This window comes from Arthrobacter sp. 7Tela_A1, from assembly GCF_049311065.1.
GTDB lineage: Bacteria > Actinomycetota > Actinomycetes > Actinomycetales > Micrococcaceae > Arthrobacter_B.
In genome coordinates this window covers 58,474-75,458 of record NZ_JAXIOO010000011.1, presented here as the reverse complement: position 1 = coordinate 75,458, position 16,985 = coordinate 58,474, and the positions used below count along the sequence as shown (strand labels likewise).

General features: G+C 64.7%; 13 protein-coding genes. 5 read left to right on the top strand and 8 right to left on the bottom strand.

Translation table 11 applies throughout. From position 1 onward, the window contains the following. Nucleotides 1-76 precede the first annotated feature (76 nt). The gene (locus TVB01_RS07010; RefSeq protein ID WP_422455194.1) at nucleotides 77-211 is read right to left on the bottom strand and encodes a hypothetical protein; all 135 of its coding nucleotides are present in this window, start codon (nucleotides 209-211) and stop codon (nucleotides 77-79) included. A 231-nt stretch (nucleotides 212-442) separates the two neighbouring features. Here TVB01_RS07010 and TVB01_RS07005 point away from each other — a divergent pair, with 231 nt between their 5' ends. The 3 genes from TVB01_RS07005 to TVB01_RS06995 all read left to right on the top strand — a co-directional run bounded on the left by TVB01_RS07005 (nucleotide 443) and on the right by TVB01_RS06995 (nucleotide 3,655). Next, entirely contained in the window at nucleotides 443-1,552 is a 1,110-nt protein-coding gene (locus TVB01_RS07005) for a hypothetical protein (protein ID WP_422455193.1), read from the top strand. 115 nt (nucleotides 1,553-1,667) lie between these two features. Next, nucleotides 1,668-2,087 (top strand): STAS/SEC14 domain-containing protein, encoded by a 420-nt coding sequence (locus TVB01_RS07000; RefSeq protein WP_422455192.1) that lies wholly within the window; start codon nucleotides 1,668-1,670, stop codon nucleotides 2,085-2,087. Continuing rightward, nucleotides 2,084-3,655 carry a putative bifunctional diguanylate cyclase/phosphodiesterase gene (locus TVB01_RS06995; protein ID WP_422455191.1) on the top strand — a complete coding sequence of 524 codons (1,572 nt, stop codon included), beginning with the start codon at nucleotides 2,084-2,086 and terminating at the stop codon, nucleotides 3,653-3,655. The genes TVB01_RS07000 and TVB01_RS06995 overlap by 4 nt, the downstream gene beginning before the upstream one ends. Before the next feature lie 9 nt (nucleotides 3,656-3,664). Here TVB01_RS06995 and TVB01_RS06990 read toward each other — a convergent pair whose 3' ends face one another. Further along, nucleotides 3,665-5,413, bottom strand: coding sequence for a phospho-sugar mutase (locus TVB01_RS06990; RefSeq protein ID WP_422455190.1), 1,749 nt, complete (start codon nucleotides 5,411-5,413; stop codon nucleotides 3,665-3,667). A 29-nt stretch (nucleotides 5,414-5,442) separates the two neighbouring features. Then, nucleotides 5,443-6,246 carry a purine-nucleoside phosphorylase gene (locus tag TVB01_RS06985; protein ID WP_422455189.1) on the bottom strand — a complete coding sequence of 268 codons (804 nt, stop codon included), beginning with the start codon at nucleotides 6,244-6,246 and terminating at the stop codon, nucleotides 5,443-5,445. A 93-nt stretch (nucleotides 6,247-6,339) separates the two neighbouring features. Between TVB01_RS06985 and TVB01_RS06980 the strand changes: the two genes are divergently transcribed. Together TVB01_RS06980 and TVB01_RS06975 are read left to right on the top strand one after the other, a co-directional pair. Further along, nucleotides 6,340-7,746: an NAD(P)H-quinone dehydrogenase gene (locus TVB01_RS06980; protein ID WP_422455188.1), complete on the top strand. Its 1,407-nt coding sequence runs from the start codon at nucleotides 6,340-6,342 to the stop codon at nucleotides 7,744-7,746. Nucleotides 7,747-7,982: 236 nt separating this feature from the next. Then, the gene (locus tag TVB01_RS06975; protein ID WP_422455187.1) at nucleotides 7,983-9,383 is read left to right on the top strand and encodes an MFS transporter; all 1,401 of its coding nucleotides are present in this window, start codon (nucleotides 7,983-7,985) and stop codon (nucleotides 9,381-9,383) included. Nucleotides 9,384-9,469: 86 nt separating this feature from the next. Here TVB01_RS06975 and TVB01_RS06970 read toward each other — a convergent pair whose 3' ends face one another. The 5 genes from TVB01_RS06970 to TVB01_RS06950 form a co-directional block, all read right to left on the bottom strand. Then, nucleotides 9,470-11,254: an acetyl/propionyl/methylcrotonyl-CoA carboxylase subunit alpha gene (locus TVB01_RS06970; RefSeq protein WP_422455186.1), complete on the bottom strand. Its 1,785-nt coding sequence runs from the start codon at nucleotides 11,252-11,254 to the stop codon at nucleotides 9,470-9,472. Between the two features lie 189 nt (nucleotides 11,255-11,443). Then, on the bottom strand, nucleotides 11,444-12,277 hold the full coding sequence (locus TVB01_RS06965; protein WP_422455185.1) for an endonuclease domain-containing protein: 834 nt from the start codon (nucleotides 12,275-12,277) through the stop codon (nucleotides 11,444-11,446). Between the two features lie 558 nt (nucleotides 12,278-12,835). Continuing rightward, the gene (locus TVB01_RS06960) at nucleotides 12,836-13,465 is read right to left on the bottom strand and encodes a Maf family protein (protein ID WP_422455184.1); all 630 of its coding nucleotides are present in this window, start codon (nucleotides 13,463-13,465) and stop codon (nucleotides 12,836-12,838) included. A 101-nt stretch (nucleotides 13,466-13,566) separates the two neighbouring features. Continuing rightward, complete coding sequence (locus TVB01_RS06955; RefSeq protein ID WP_422455183.1) at nucleotides 13,567-15,012, bottom strand: dicarboxylate/amino acid:cation symporter; 1,446 nt, start codon at nucleotides 15,010-15,012, stop codon at nucleotides 13,567-13,569. A gap of 251 nt (nucleotides 15,013-15,263) precedes the next feature. Then, complete coding sequence (locus TVB01_RS06950; RefSeq protein WP_422455182.1) at nucleotides 15,264-16,982, bottom strand: DUF885 domain-containing protein; 1,719 nt, start codon at nucleotides 16,980-16,982, stop codon at nucleotides 15,264-15,266. Nucleotides 16,983-16,985: the final 3 nt, after the last annotated feature.

The window sequence follows — 16,985 nt, the reverse complement described above, 5'->3', positions numbered from 1 at the left end:
GCCCCGGCATTGCACGTGCAAAAAGAAAAGCCGGGCAATAATCCGAAGATTACGACCCGGCCCTTCATTTTGAAGCTTAGTTCGGCCACATTCCAACCAAAGGTGATACGACGGTGCCGCTGCCGAAGGAAGGGGCTGCGTTAGCGGGTGCGGCTACGCCGACTGCCGTAATGGCGGCGGCGAGAAGAAGGGATGCACCGAGTTTCTTCATGAAGTTCTCCTAGTGAGAGTGATGCCCAGTTGATGACTTTCAAACTATACCTACCTGCAGACACACATGACGGGAAACTAATAAAAATTGGGGAAATCTTGCGCAGGACTATGCTTGGAGCGCTCGCTCGAGTGAGCGTAACGTTGGACGCCGCGCACCGCAGGACGCAAAATTGATAACAGTCGCATCTCTGCGACTAGAGCAACATAACTAGAAAGTTCCGAGACCTGAATGATCGACGATTTCATCTTAAATGAGTACAAAGCTCGGCAGTCATGGGATCGTCGGGACTATCGGGGTGCCATGTTGTTGGCTAAAGCCGCTGCTGACATTGCGTCATCGGGCAGTGACGAAGCTGGGTGGTGGCGTATGACGTTCCTCTACGGAGAGTGTCAACTGGAGCTTGGGGACATGGACGGGTGCACGGAAACTGCGCGGCTCTTAACAGAGCATCCGTTGTCGAAAAATGACCCGGAGTTCGGAGGGAAAGCCAAAGCTCTCCTGTCTCTGGGTCTGCAAGGCATAGGCCACCTGCCACAAGCTTTGGCGGTGGCGAGAGATGCCGCGGTCGAATCTGCAGACATTGGCCATGGTGGACGCGGCAAGGTGGAAGCCCAGCAGGCACTGGTGGCGGCTCTCGGCGTGAGTGGCAATCTCGATGATGCGTGGAGCGAAGCGCAAATCCTTGCCGAAATGGTCCGTGAAGAACCAGGAATGGAAAAGGTAGGCAAAGCGTACTGGGCGATAGGGAACGTTGCCTTTCTCAAAGGTGAAAACCGTGAAGCTACCCACTACCACGACCTCGCTGCCTCGAAACTCTCGCCCGGTAGCGACGTGAGTCTTTGGGCCCTATTCAATAAGGCATCGGCCTTCATGCGTTTGACGGCCGACTTGGTCGAGCCTGAAACACTGCAGTGCATAGAACGTGCAGAGATGGCCCTGTCCATCGCTGGAGGAACACCGCAGGACCAACTTGACGTTGCCATGACCAGGGCTTATTGGACGTACCTTACGGGTGACATTTCGTGTGCCAGGCAACAAATGGAACCGGTCCTCTCTGACGCTCATTTGATGGCTCCTCATGGCGAGGCCGAGGCCCGGTTTCTCATGGCACGTATAGTCGCTGATGAGGGCGACCTGATGGAGGCAGACAAGCAAGTGTCGGCCAGCGCTGCACTCTTTGATAAGGCCGGTGCGGCTGCGAGGGCTTCACAAGCACGGGCCTTTCATAAACAGCTACTGGTGGCGCCAGGGCGAGCCAATGATTCGCTTGCGGACGGACAACGGACGGAAAACGGATCCGAATTTAGTGGTAATCCACGCTCATCGGCGGACAACTGAGGTACCTTTGGTTTTTGGGGGGAAACATGGGAATGCATGAAGTTCTGAGTCTCGGACCGTGGAACGGCACTAATCCGGGCCACGCGCGCGGCGGAGCCCGGGCTGGAGGGACCGCATGACGGTCATCAACAGCGCTGCGCCGGTGCCTGGGGGAGGCACCCGCAGGATCCAGCCTGCCGAAGAGGGCTACGCCGAAGTCTTCTCAGAGGATGGTTTTGCCACCATTATCCTGCCGGCAGGCGAAGTCATCACCGGCGGGATCGCCGCCCGCGCGGCGGAGGAATTCGATGAGCTTGCCGGATCCGGATTCATTCCCCTCCTGCTGGAGATCACGGGCGTTGAATCCCTCACCCGCAGCGCCCGCAGCGTCTTCGGAGCGGCGCGCAAGGCATCCGCCGTCGCCGTCGTCGGCACCTCACAGGTGGACCGTGTCATTGCGAACTTCCTGCTGGGCGGTGACCTCCCGCCGTGCCCCACCCGGTACTTCTCTTCAAAGAGTGAAGCCCTGTCGTGGCTGGAGAGCCGGACGAAATGACGGATGGTCAGCCGGCAGATACACGACTGCAGCAAGTAGTCGACGGCATAGTCCGGATTGCTGCTGGAGACCTGAGCACCAGGATCCCCACCTCGCCCAACCGGGACGACGTTGACGCCGTTATTACCGGGATCAACCTGCTGGCCGAAGAACTCAATTCCGTTTACCAGGAGTTCGAGGAACGGGTCGAGTCGCGGACCATCGAACTGCAGGCGGCACACCGGCAGATGCAGCGGATGGCCATGAGCGATGCCCTGACCGGGATGGCGAACCGCACTGCGCTGATGCACGGGATCGAAGCAGCTCTCCTGGCGTCCGAGGACGGTGCCAGGCGGCCTTCGGTCCTCATGATCGACCTGGACGCGTTCAAGGACATCAATGACAACTTCGGCCATCAGACCGGCGACCAGGTGCTCGTTGAAGTAGCTCGCAGGATCCGCTGGGCGGTCCGCCGCGGGGATACCGTGGCGCGGCTGGGCGGCGACGAGTTCGCCGTCCTGCTTCCCGAAACCAGCCTCACCACCGCCATGGGCGTGGCCGCACGGGTGCAGGACGCCCTCGTGGAATGCATTCGGGTCGAGGAGCTCGACGTCTGGCCCCGAGCCAGCATCGGCGCACATGCCGGGCTGGCAGGGGAGAGCGCCGAAGACATCATGGTCCGGGCGGACACCGCTATGTACGCTGCGAAGGAAGCCGGGAGGGGCCAAAGCAAGGCATTCGAGCCGGTCATGCTCTACTCCCGCCAGCTGCGCCGTGACATGGCTGCGGAGCTGCGCCAGGGCGTGGGGCGCGATGAGCTCTTCCTGGACTACCAGCCCGTCGTTGAGCTTGCCACCGGCCGGATGATCGGCGTCGAGGCGCTGATCCGATGGCAGCACCCGCAACGCGGACTCGTCATGCCGGATGACTTCATTCCAATCGCCGAGGAGACCGGGATCATCCTGGATCTGGGCCGGTGGGTGCTGCGGGCGGCCCTGGAACAGGTGGCCCGCTGGGAAGCGGAGCTGGATTTGGCACCGGACTTCAAGGTCCGGGTCAACCTCTCGGCGATGGAACTGCAGCGGCTGGACCTGGTGGACCACGTCAGGCAGACGCTTGCCGAAACCGGAATCAGTCCCAGCCGCCTGGTCATCGAAATCACCGAAAGCGCGTTCGTCAGCGGCGGCGACGTCGAAATGTATTCCCTCCGGTCACTCAGCGCCCTCGGCGTCGGCATTGAAATTGACGACTTCGGGACCGGCTATTCCTCCATCAGCTACCTGCGCCGGCTGCCGGTCCACACCGTGAAGGTGGACCGCAGCCTGATCCGTGACATCAGCGCTGATCCGGGCCAGCGGCACTTTGTGGATGCCGTCCACGGCCTGATCCAGGCGGCCGGCATGGAAGCGGTCTTCGAAGGGATCGAGACCCTGGACCAAGCTGCGGACCTGTTGGTCCTGGGCTGCCGAAGCGGCCAGGGCTACTATTTCAGCAGGCCGCTCGCCGCGGGGCAGATTGCCGAAATCCTGGAAACGGGAGCTGTGCTTCCCCTGGTTCAGGTATCCGCGAATTCCACGGCAGCCGGATAAAGCGTCGGGTCAGGCCTCCAGCCCCAGGGCGGCAGCGATGTCGTCCTTGGCGGCGGCCAGACGGGCCGCAGCGGCGGCACGCGCACGTTCCAAGCCTTCACGGCCGTCAACGGGCTCGATGACTTCCAGGTAGCACTTGAGCTTAGGCTCGGTCCCCGACGGCCGGACGATGATCCGGGTGCCGTCCTCCGTCAGGTAGAGCAGGCCGTCGGTCGGAGGCAGCGCTTCGGAGCCGGCTGAGAGGTCGACGGCGGTCACCACCTGGGAACCGGCGAGGGAGGACGGCGGTTGTTCGCGCAGGCGCGTCATCATCTGCGGAATGAGGGAGAGGTCCGCTACCCGCACCGAAAGCTGGTCCGAAGCATGCAGCCCGTGTTCCAGCGCAAGATCATCAAGCATGTCGAACACCGTGCGGCCGGCAGCTTTCAGGGAGGCAGCCAGTTCCGCGATCAGCAGGCCGGCAGAGATGCCGTCCTTGTCCCTGACGAGCGCCGGCGCCACGCAGTATCCCAGGGCTTCCTCATACCCGTACACAAGGCCGGGGACCCGTGAAATCCACTTGAAGCCGGTCAGCGTTTCCTGATGGGCGAATCCGGCCGAAGCGGCAATGCGGGCCAGCAGCCGGGAGGAGACGATCGAGTTTGCGAAGACGGGAGTCTTGGAGTCCGCGCGCAGGCGGTGGTGCCCGGACCGGATCCGGCCGGCAATGTGCGCACCCAGCAGGGCCCCGGTTTCATCCCCGCGCAGCATCCGCCACTGGCCGGTAGCAGGGTCCTGGGCGGCGACGGCGGCCCGGTCGGCATCCGGGTCATTGGCCAGGACAATGTCGGCACCCGTTTCGGCTGCCATGCCCACTGCCAGGTCCAACGCGCCGGGTTCCTCCGGGTTGGGGAAGGCCACGGTCGGGAAGTCAGGGTCGGGTTCTGCCTGTGCAGCCACAAGCGTCACCGAGGAGAACCCTGCGTCCCGCAGCACCGACATCATGGTTTCCCCGCCGACACCGTGCATCGGGGTGAGGACGATTTTGAGGTCCCGGGCCGGGTAGCCGTCGCGGTTTACCAGTCCGTCGACGGCGTTGATGTAATCGGCTGCGATCGACTCGGAGACGTCGGTCCAGCCCTCGGGAGCAGTCTCGATCGAGGAGAGGGGCAGCGTGTAGTCGATGCGCGCGGCAATCTCGGCGTCATAAGGCGGGACGATCTGCGCGCCGCGTCCCGGACCCTTCACCGTGCGCCCGCCCAGGTACACCTTGTAGCCGTTGTCCTGTGCCGGGTTGTGGCTGGCGGTGACCATCACTCCGGCGTCCGTATCGAGGGCACGGACCGCGTAGGCGAGCACCGGCGTCGGCAGCGTGCAGGGAAGCAGGAAGGCTTCGATGCCCGCGGCGCTGAAGACCGCGGCTGTTTCCAGGGCAAACGCCTTCGAGTTGTGCCGTGCGTCGTAGCCGATGACGGCGCTGGGGATCCAGCCCTCGGACCTGTCCTGCAGGAAGGAAGCAATTCCGGCTGCGGTGCGCCGGACGACGGCGCGGTTCATGCGCCGCGGGCCGGCACCGAGTGCGGCGCGCAGGCCGGCGGTGCCGAACTCCAGGGTGCCGGAGAACCGGTCCGTCAGTTCCTCCAGGGCCGCGCCTGTTCCGTTTTCGGCTTCGGCCAGCAGGGCCCGCAGCTCAGCGGCCGTGGCCGGATCGGGGTCCGTGTCGGCCCAGTTCCGGGCTTCGCTGAACAGTTCTTCGCGTTCCATCGCAGTCAAGGTCATTGGGTGCCTCAGATCGGATAAGGGCGGCGCTACAGGGCGCCGATGATGCCGGCGAGCAGCTTGGAAATACGCGGGCCGGCTTCGGCACCGGCTTCCAGCACTTCCTGATGGCTCAGGGGCTCCGGGCTGATGCCTGCGGCCAGGTTGGTCACCAGGCTGATGCCGAAGACCTCCATGCCGGCATGGCGGGCAGCAATGGCTTCCAGCGCGGTGGACATGCCCACCAGGTCCGCGCCGATGGTCTTGGCATAGCGGACTTCCGCGGGGGTTTCGTAGTGCGGGCCGGGGAACTGGGCGTAGACACCTTCGGCAAGGGTGGGATCAACGGTTCGGGCGAGGTCGCGGAGCCTGGGGGAGTAGAGGTCCGTCAGGTCGACGAAGGTCGCGCCCTCCAGCGGCGAGGCGGCCGTCAGGTTGAGATGGTCGCTGATGAGCACGGGGGTGCCAGGAGCCCAGTCCAGGTTCAGGCCGCCGCACCCGTTGGTGAGGACCATGACCTTCGCGCCGGCAGCAGCGGCGGTCCGCACGCCGTGGACGACGGCGCGGACGCCTTTGCCCTCGTAGTAGTGCGTGCGGGCACCCAGGATGAGGGCGCGCTTGCCTCCGGGCGTCAGTACGGACCGGATGGTCCCCACATGCCCCTGGACGGCCGGGGCCGAAAAACCGGGAATGTCCGACGCCGGCAGCGTGGCAGTGGTCTCACCGATCAGGTCTGCTGCGTCACCCCATCCACTGCCCAAGACCAGGGCGATGTCGTGGCTGGGTACACCGGTTTTATCGGCGATGTACGCTGCTGCCTGCTGTGCAAGTTCAAAGGGATCGTCGTAGCTCACCCGTACAACTTACCGCTTGTTGGTGGTCGGCGCGGCCGCTCCCGGGCACGGTTCGTTTGAGACGTTCCCCCCGATGGGACAGAATGGACCCTTGTGACGAGCCAACTAGATTTTACTGCCCGAAAAATTGCGATCCTCGGCGGCGGCCCGGGCGGCTACGAGGCAGCCATGGTGGCGGCGTCACTAGGCGCAGACGTAACCATTGTGGAGCGCAACGGGCTGGGCGGCTCCGCCGTCCTCACCGACGTCGTACCTTCCAAGACCCTCATTGCCACCGCGGACGTGATGACCCGTTTCAGCTCCGCCTCCAATCTTGGCGTCGACTTTGGCAACGCTGCCAAGCCCGCCGAAGCGGACCTGAAGATGGTCAACCACCGCCTGCTGGCGCTGGCCAAGGAGCAGTCCAACGACATCCGGCGGACGCTGGAACGCATGGGCGTGAAGGTGGTGCTGGGCGAAGGCCGGCTGCTGGATAACAAGCGGATCGAAGTCGCCACGGACGACGGAACCGTCACCACGGTAGAAGCCGAAGCGCTCCTCATCTCGACCGGCGCCAATCCCCGCGAACTCGACACATCCATGCCGGACGGCGAGCGGATCTTCACCTGGAAGCAGATCTACAACCTGACGGAAGTTCCCGAGCACCTGATCGTCATCGGGTCCGGCGTCACCGGCGCTGAGTTCGCTTCCGCCTACAACGGCCTTGGCGCACGCGTCACGCTGATCTCCAGCCGTGACCGCGTGCTGCCCGGTGAAGACGCTGACGCCGCGCGCGTCCTGGAGGACGTCTTCCAGGCCCGTGGCATGACCGTGCTCTCCCGTTCCCGCGCCGATTCGGTGAAGAACACCGGTGACGGTGTGCTGGTCACGCTCTCCGACGGGCGCACCGTGCAGGGTTCCCACTGCCTCGTCGCCGTCGGCGCCATTCCCAATACGCAGGGCATCGGCCTCGAAGAGGCCGGAGTCGCCCTGGATGAGCAGGGACAGATCAAGGTTGACGGCGTCTCGCGCACCACGGCGCCGAACGTCTACGCTGCCGGCGACTGCACGGGCGTCTTCAACCTGGCCTCGGTCGCCGCGATGCAGGGACGCATTGCGATCGCCCATCTGATGGGGGACAGCGTGAAGCCGCTGAAGCTCAAGCACGTTGCCTCGAACATCTTCACCTCTCCGGAAATTGCGTCCGTGGGTGTGTCCGAAGCGGATATTGCCGCCGGACGTTACCAGGGCGACGTCATCAAGCTCTCGCTGCACACCAACGCGCGGGCGAAGATGATGGACGTCAAGGAAGGGTTCGTGAAGATCATTGCCCGCAAGGGCTCCGGAACCGTGATCGGCGGCGTTGTGGTCGGGCCCCGTGCCTCGGAACTGATCTTCCCGATTGCGCTGGCGGTCACGCAGAAGCTGCACGTTGACGACGTCGCCAACACCTTCACGGTCTATCCCTCGCTGACGGGCTCCATCTCCGAGGCTGCGCGGCGCCTGCACGTGCATATCTAACGCCCCCAAAACGAGATAGCAGAAACTGCCCGTATCAGCCCTGATACGGGCAGTTTCTGCTATCTCGGTGGAAGTGGGCCCGGGCGGACCGGATGGATGCACGTTCCGGGGGCGGGCTTTTGCGCGGAATTTCAGGGTTTGTCCAACGTTACGTCCACATTGTGGACAAATGTCCGAATGGCGGACGGTGGGTTTTAGGATGATCGTACTTTCCAACCGCACCCGAAAGACTTGCCATGTCAACAAACACTTCCAGCGCCGAAGCTGAAAAGGCACCGGCCAACTCCCGCGGACGCGTGATCGTAGCGTCCCTGGTTGGCACCTCCATCGAGTTCTACGACTTCTACGTCTACGCGACCGCCGCAGTCCTCGTCTTCCCCATCCTCTTCTTCCCGAATGCCGAAGGTGTCACAGCACTGCTGTCCTCCTTCGCCGTCTTCGGCGTCGCCTTCATCGCCCGTCCGCTCGGATCGATTGTGTTTGGGCACTTCGGCGACAAGGTGGGCCGCAAGGGAACGCTGGTCGCGTCGCTGCTGACCATGGGCATCGCAACCTTCCTCATCGGCTGCCTGCCGACGGCAAACATGGACGGCTGGACCTTCTGGGCCCCGGCCCTGCTGGTCGTCATGCGTTTTGCCCAGGGCCTGGCCCTCGGCGGCGAATGGTCCGGTGCGGCCCTGCTGGCCACCGAGAACGCCCCCGCGAACAAGCGCGCCATCTACGGCACCTTCCCGCAGCTTGGCGCTCCGATCGGCTTCATCCTGGCCAACGGCCTGTTCCTGATCCTGAGCTTCAACCTGGCTGAAGAGCAGTTCATGGCCTGGGGCTGGCGCATTCCGTTCCTCGCCAGCGCCGTAATGGTCATCATCGGCCTCTACGTCCGCCTGAAGCTGGTGGAAACACCTGCCTTCCAGAAGGTTGTCGATTCGGGTGAAGTGAGCAAGCTGCCCCTGGCCGCCGCGTTCAAGTTCTCCTGGCGTCCGATGATCGCCGGCACCTTCATCATGCTGGCCACCTACGTGCTCTTCTACCTGATGACCACCTTCACCCTCTCCTACGGCACCGCTGCCAAGTCTGAGGAAGAAGCTGCCGCCAAGGCTGAAGCTGCAGGGAAGGCCTTCGACCCGGACTCGTTCGCGGCAGGCCTGGGCTACGCCCGCAACGACTTCCTGATCATGCTGATCGTCGGCGTCGTCTTCTTCGGCATCTTCACCATGGTTGCCGGCCCGCTGGCCGAGAAGTACGGCCGCCGCAAGACCCTGCTCTGGGTCACCGCCGCGATCTTCGTCTTCGGCTTTACGTTCGACCCGCTGTTCGGCGGCGGCTTCGTGGGCACCATGGCGCTGCTGATCATCGGCTTCACGCTGATGGGCCTGACGTTCGGGCCGATGGGCGCCGTCCTGCCGGAGCTGTTCCCGACCAATGTCCGCTACACCGGTTCGGCCATCGCCTACAACGTTTCCTCGATCCTCGGTGCAGCCGTTGCCCCGTTCATCGCTGTGGCGCTGTGGCAGGCCGCTGACGGCAGCCCGTGGCTGGTAGGTGTCTACCTCTCCTCCATGGCGATCCTGACCTTCATCGCACTGTGGGTGACCCGCGAAACCAAGGACGTGGACTACGTAAACCACTCCAGCTAGGTTTTACTGCTGGTAAGCGAAAGGCCCGGATCCGTATGGATCCGGGCCTTTCGCGTTCTTGCCGGTGTGCTCTTCTGTGCGCCGTCCTAGTCGACGATGGCAGCGATGACTGCACCCGCGGAGACGGTAGCCCCCGGCAGCGCCGTGAGGCCAGTGACGGTGCCGGCCTTGTGGGCGGTGAGCGGCTGCTCCATCTTCATGGCTTCCAGCACCACCACCAGGTCCCCTTCGGCGACGACGGTTCCGTCTTGGACGGCGACCTTCACGATCGTTCCCTGCATCGGGGACGTCAGCTCATTGCCTGTTGCCGCCGCGGAGGACGTCCGGGCGCGGCCTTTGCGCTGCTTGCCGTTGGCCGGGGCAGCACTGCGTCCGTTCGACGGCGCCAGGCCGGCAGGCAGCACGACCTCAAGCCGTTTGCCTCCCACCTCAACGGTGTGGCGCTGGCGTGCGCTGTCGTCGTCGTTCCCGATGGCCGGCTCGCCGGACCAGGGCTCTATGGTGTTGTTGAATTCCGTCTCGATCCAGCGGGTGTGGACACTGAACGGACCCTCCTCGGGCGCGAACGCGGGATCAGCGACGACGGCGGCATGGAACGGCAGCACCGTCGGCAGGCCGGTGATTTCCATTTCCTGCAGGGCGCGGCGGGCGCGCTGGAGGGCCTGGGTACGGGTGGCTCCGGTGACGATCAGCTTGGCAAGCATCGAATCGAAGTTCCCGCCCACCGTCTCACCTGCCTCGATGCCGGAATCGACGCGCACGCCGGGGCCCGTGGGCAGGCGCAGGGTTTCCACGGTGCCGGGGGAAGGCATGAAGCCGCGTCCGGCGTCTTCGCCGTTGATGCGGAATTCGATGGAGTGACCACGGATTTCGGGGTCGGAGTAGCCCAGTTCTTCCCCGCGGGCGATGCGGAACTGCTCGCGCACCAGGTCGATGCCGGTCACTTCCTCGGAGACGGGGTGCTCTACCTGAAGCCGGGTGTTGACCTCCAGGAAGGAAATGGTGCCGTCGGTGCCGACGAGGAATTCGCACGTCCCGGCGCCCTGGTAGCCGGCTTCGCGCAGCAGGGCCTTGGAGGAGTCATACAGGGCGCGGACCTGGTCTTCGGAGAGGAAGGGGGCCGGCGCTTCTTCGACCAGTTTCTGGTTGCGGCGCTGCAGCGAGCAGTCGCGGGTCGAGACGACGACGACGTTGCCGTGCGCGTCGGCCAGGCACTGGGTTTCGACGTGGCGCGGGGCGTCGAGGAAACGTTCGATGAAGCACTCTCCGCGGCCGAAGGCAGCAGTGGCTTCGCGGACGGCGGAGTCGTACAGCTCGGGGATTTCCTCCAGCGTGCGGGCCACCTTGATGCCTCGTCCGCCGCCGCCGAAGGCCGCCTTGATAGCTACGGGCAGGCCGTACTCCTGAGCAAAGGCAAGCACTTCGTCCGCGCTGGATACCGGATCCGGCGTTCCCGGAACCAGGGGAGCGCCGACTTTCGCCGCAAGGTGCCGGGCCTGGACTTTGTCGCCGAGCTGTTCGATGGCTTCGGGCGACGGGCCGATCCAGGTCAGTCCGGCGTCGATGACCCGGCGGGCGAACCCGGCATTCTCGGACAGGAAGCCGTAGCCCGGGTGGATGGCGTCTGCCCCGGCGCGTTTTGCCGCGGCGAGGATCTTGTCCATGTCCAGGTAGGACTCCGCAGCTGTGCTGCCGCCCAGGGCATACGCCTCATCTGCAAGACGGACGTGCAAAGCGTCCAGGTCCGGGTCGGCGTAGACGGCTACAGTCGCGATGCCTTCGTCGCGTGCGGCCCGGATAATCCGGACGGCGATCTCTCCGCGGTTGGCAATCAGGACCTTGCCCAGCAGGGCGGCGGTGTTCTGGCTCATGAAATGCACTGGCTCCTTTTGATCTGTTCGGAGCCTAGCGTGATTTTGTCGTGTCCCGCCATAAACCGTGCTGTTTCTGCGTGGGGCGGCGGGTTTAGTTGTGGGGACCCTACAATCCGATCCTTGGCGGGGTGACTTGTCGGGTACGTAACGGGGACGCCGGGCGGACGCGAACGGGACCCTCCGCCCTCACAACGTGGCCTGCTCTTGGGCCCACCCTCCAAGGCTCAGGCCCCGGATGACTTTTCGCGCCACCCACGCGGAACCGCGGCGCATATCCGCTGCCGAGACCTTGACCTGGTGCCATCCGAGTTCGCTGACGAGCAGGTCACGGTTGTGGTCCTTCATCTGCTGTTCGCCGGTCAGGTGATGCGCGCCGTCATATTCCACACTGGTGCGGAATTCCGGACAGCCCAGGTCAGTCCACAGGACAGGCCTGCCGGCCGCGTCCAGCAGCGGGATGTTCGGCTGGAACTCCGGCAGCCCGGCATCGTGCAGCATGAGCCGGAGGTATGTCTCGGGCGGGGAATCCACGCCAACGCGCACCAGATCAAGGGCATGGCGGGCAGCTCGGATACCGGGGATCCACCTCAGGCTGTTGACGTAGCTGCGCAGTTCTTCAAGGCCGACTACGGCATGGCGGACTTGTCCATAGCTGCGTCCATGCTCTGAGACGAGCCAGTCGCCGGCTGCGGTGAGATCGGGTAAATCCAGGATCCGGGCGAGGTCGACAAACGTGCGCGTTTCAGACGTGAGCCGGAGCCCAGGCGCCGGCTGGACGACGTCGAAGTCCTCCAGACGCGACCGGTGGCTGCGGATGTGCCGGCGGGTGGTACTCCCGGCGTTCGCAGGGCGGGTGAGATGCAGGAATTGTTCATTCCGGTACGACGGCGGCAGCGGGATGCCGTGGAGCCTGGCCGCAGTCGTGTGGCTGAGGACCGCGTCGGGGAAAAGCTCAAGATAAGGTCGGCAACTGGCAGCCAGCTCAGCAGGCAGACCCGTGGTCTCCCTGTTCTTTGGCACCCGGATTCCACGACTGGGAGTGCGAAGATCTGAGCTGCGCAGCCGTCCGGGAGTCACACCAAGGCGCAGCGCGTGCTCAACCAGAAAGGGATCAGACAGCGGCTGCGGAAGGGGTTGGGGCGTGCGCATTGCCCGTTTCTACCCTGTTCCTGCATCTCCTGCTTGAGTTATCCACAGCAGCGCAGTTTTGACGGCGGTTTGCGGCACCTGGGCAGTGACCTGCGGGAGGGGCGTTCGCGCCGAAAGGGGCTCGCGGGGCCTGGGAGGTGTTCATGGTGCTCACAGGTCTTTGCACTGTCGCCCATCCTTTGCTGCAATAACGCAGGTTTGAGGGCATCTGTGAATCTGTTGCTGCGCTAACGTCGCTTTCAGGTGCTCAGAGCGACGTTAGTGCAGCAATGGATGAATCGAGAGCGGGCTAAGCGGCGGTATTGCAGCAACAGATGACCGCAGGCCTTCCGGTACGGAACCCTGCTGTCTCAGTACAGATGACGGCGGCGCTAGGCGACGTTATCTCCCCGAAAGTTGCGGGGCGGCACCAGGCCCCCAGCGCCAGCGCTACTTCCAGAGCGACGTCACGCCAACGCCGGCGCTGGCAAGCAGGTGGCGCAGCGTGGAAACGGACAGGCCAACGACGGCGTGCGGATCGCCGACGACCTTCTCGATGAAGGCCCCGCCCAGGGAATCGATGGTGAACGATCCCGCTACGGCAAGGGGTTCCCCGGTGGCAATGTAGGCCTCGATCTCGTCATCGAGGAGCTTCGCAAAGTGCACCTCGGCCGAGCTGACCGCGCCGAGGGTCGCTCCGGAGCCGTCCTCGTCGGTGTCACGGCAGTCCACGAGCCAGTGGCCCGTGTGGAGCACTCCGACGTTCCCGCTCATCCGCCGGATCCGCTCGCGGGCAACCTCCGGCTCCCAGGGCTTTCCGTGGGCTTCGCCGTCGAACTCGAAGACGGAGTCGCAGCCGAGGACCAGGGCGCCGTCGGCCTCCGGCAGGGAAGCGACAGCTTCAGCCTTGGCGCGGGCCAGCAGCAGTGCCGTGTCATGCGGATCGGTCAGTCCGTAGCGGGCCGTGACCGCGTCCTCGTCGACATCGGACACGAGCACGCGGTGGGCAATGCCGGCGTTGTTCAGGAGTTTGGTGCGGGCGGGGGAAGCGGAAGCAAGGATGAGCGTCAGGTCAGTCACGCATCCCAGCCTAGTGCGCCCGGCGGGCAGGCACCGAAAAAAGGAATGGCCGCTCCGGCGTCGGAGCGGCCATTCCCAAAGGAAGTGCGAGTACCTGAACCTTACCTGCTGGCAGCCGCAGCGCCAGCATCGGATGTTGCAGGTGTCCGTTCCTGTGCCGAAAGTTCAGTCTCTTCGGGATCGATGGCAGCCGAGTCGTCAGCAAACGGGTCGCCATTGCGCTTGGCGTTGTACAGTTCCGGCTGCAGCAGGCCGTTGCGCTTGGCCACGATGGTGGGCACAACAGTCTGTCCGGCCACGTTCACTGCGGTGCGGCCCATGTCCAGGATGGGGTCGACGGCGAGCAGCAGCGCCACGCCTTCAAGCGGCAGGCCCAGCGTGGACAGGGTCAGGGTCAGCATCACGACGGCGCCGGTGGTTCCGGCGGTTGCCGCGGAGCCCAGGACGGCAACGACAGCGATGAGCAGGTACTGCCCGATGCTGAGGTCAATGCCGAAGAACTGGGCCACGAAGATCGCCGAGATCGCCGGGTAGATTGCGGCGCAGCCGTCCATCTTGGTGGTGGCGCCCAGCGGCACGGAGAAGGAGGCGTAGGCCCGGGGAACACCGAGGTTCCGCTCAGTGACCCGCTGCGTCAGGGGCAGGGTTCCCACGGAGGACCGGGAGACGAAGGCAAGCTGGATCGCGGGCCAGGCGCCGGAGAACCACTGGCGCACCGAGAGGCCGTGTGCCTTGATCAGCACGGGGTAGACCACGAACAGGACGATCGCCAGGCCCACGTAGATGGCCAGCGTGAAGGTGCCCAGCGAGCCGATGGTGTCCCAGCCGTAGGTGGCCACGGCTCGGCCGATCAGGCCAACAGTGCCCAGCGGGGCCAGCCGGATGATCCACCACAGGACCTTCTGGATAACGGCCAGGGCCGAGGCGTTCAGCGCCAGGAACGGTGCGGCAGGCTTGCCGACCTTCAGGGCGGCAATGCCGACGGCGATGGCGATGACCAGGACCTGCAGCACGTTGAAGTTCAGCGAGGTCGTGAGCGTTTCCGTGGTTGACGCGGTCAGGCCCAGGAAGTTGCCCGGGATGAGGCCGGTGAGGAAACCGACCCAGCTGCCGGTGCCGCCGTCGTAGCCTTCCGGGGCGGTGGCGTCAGCGTTGGCTCCGGGCTGCATCACCACACCCAGGGCAATGCCGATCGCAACGGCGATCAGTGCGGTGATGGCGAACCAGAGCAGCGTCTGCCAGGCCAGCCGTGCGGCGTTGGAGACCTGGCGCAGGTTGGCAATTGAACTCACGACGGCGGTGAAGATCAGCGGGACGACGGCGGCCTTCAGCAGCGAGACGTAGCTCGAGCCGATAGTCGAAAGCGTGGTGGTGAGCCAGTTGGGCTCACCGTCAACGGTGCCCATGTTCTTGGCCAGCAGGCCCAGGCCGAGGCCGACCAGCAGGGCTGCGATGATCTGCGGGCCAAACGATGTGGCCCAGCGCGGAAGCCTGCGCCGGGTCTCGGCTGCGGCAGGGGACTGTGGGGAGGTCTGTGGTGATGTCACCGTTCGATGCTAGACGGCAGCGCATACCAGAGCATTTTCGGTATTGCGAAATGTTACGCAGCAGCGGACGTCCAGGCCTTCGGATTGCTGGGCACACAAGCATTCTGTGGCGCGGGTCTGCGGAACAGAAATCCTATTCCCGGACGCACTGTGACGATTGTCCCATCCGGGAGGGTGCCTGCAGGCAGCAAAAACGCCCCGCCGGAAACCCGGCCGGGCGTCAGTGCAGGCTAGCTACCCAGCAGTGCAGGCTAGCTATCCAGCAGTGCGCGGCGCAGCGTGTCCAGGCCGACAGAGCCAAGGCGCAGTGCGCGCGTGTGGAAAGCCTTTGCATCGAAGGAGTCGCCCTCGCGGTCGCGGACCTCGTCGCGAATCTGCTCCCAGAGCCGCTGGCCCAGCTTGTACGCCGGTGCCTGTCCCGGCCAGCCAAGGTAGCGCGTGAACTCGAAGTTCAGCTGGCCTTCCGAAATGGCAATATTCTGCTTCAGGAAGTCGTAGCCCTTCTCCGGGGTCCAGGTGCCCGATCCCCACCGCTCGGGGACTTCCAGTTCCAGGTGGACGCCGATGTCGAAAACCACGCGGGCTGCCCGCATGCGCTGGGCGTCCAGCATGCCCATCCGGTCTCCGGGATCGGAGAGGTAGCCGAGTTCCTCCATGAGGCGCTCGGCGTACAGTGCCCAGCCCTCGCCGTGGCCGGAGACCCAGCAGACGTTGCGGCGCCAGCTGTTCAAGGTGTCCCGTGCAGCGGTTGCAGTGGCAATCTGCAGGTGGTGGCCCGGAACGCCCTCGTGGTAGACCGTGGTGGTTTCCTTCCACGTGGTGAAGCTGTCTTCGCCTTCCGGTACGGACCACCACATGCGGCCGGGCCGGGAGAAGTCCTCGCTGGGACCCGTGTAGTAGATGCCGCCCTCATTGGTGGGGGCGATCATGCATTCGAGCTTGCGCATCGGGCCGGTGATCTCGAAGTGGCTCTGCGAGAGTTCTTCGACGGCGCGGTCGGAGAGTTCCTGCATCCAGGCCTGCAGCTCACGCGTGCCGTGCAGCTGGCGCTGCGGATCGGCGTCGAGCAGGTCCATTGCTTCCCGGACGGAAGCGCCTTCCTTGATCTGGTTGGCCACCTCTTCCTGTTCAGCGATGATGCGGTCCAGTTCTGCGACGCCCCAGGCATAAGTCTCCTCCAGATCGACGGCCGAGCCGAGGAACTGGCGGGAGAACAGTGCGTAGCGCTCAGCGCCGACAGCGTCCTTCTCCGGTGCCTGGGGGAGCAGCTCGCCGCCGAGGAAGTCCACGAGCGAGCGGTAGGCGGCGCGGGCGCCGTCGGCGTTCTGGCGCAGTGAGGCCTTGAGTGCGTCGGGCAGCTCCGAACCGTCCGGCAGTGCTGCGTCGGCAGCGAACGAATCAAAGAAGCCGCCTTCTTCGGCGTACTTGCCGGCCTGCTCCATCACGATCGAGACCTGGCGGCGCGCAGCGACCAGGCCGCGCTCGGCTCCGCTGCGCAGGGAAACGATGTACCCGGCGACAGCGTCGGGGAGGTTGTGCAGGCGGCCCGAGATGTGCTCCCAGGCTTCGACGGTGTCGGTGGGCATCAGGTCGAAGACTGCGCGGATGTCCTGTGCCGGGGAGGCGATGTTGTTCAGGTCGGCGAGGTCCCAGCCGGATTCGTGGATCTCCAGTGCCAGGCCGAGCCGCTCACGCATGGCGTCAAGGGTGACGGCATCAACGTCGTCAACGGGCTGCAGGTCCTCAAGCCGCTCAAGGGTTTCGCTGATTACTTCGGCGGTGGATACCAGTCCGGCCGGCGAGTAGTCCGCGTATTCGGTCTCGTGCCCGGGGATGCCGAGCGAAGTGGCGAAGGACGGGTCCAGCCGCAGCAGGTTCTCGGTGAAAGCTTCGGCGACGGCGTCGATTGCAGTTGGCGTGCGCGAACCGGCGTTGGACAGGGAATCTGATGAAGTTGTCTGTTCAGTCACATG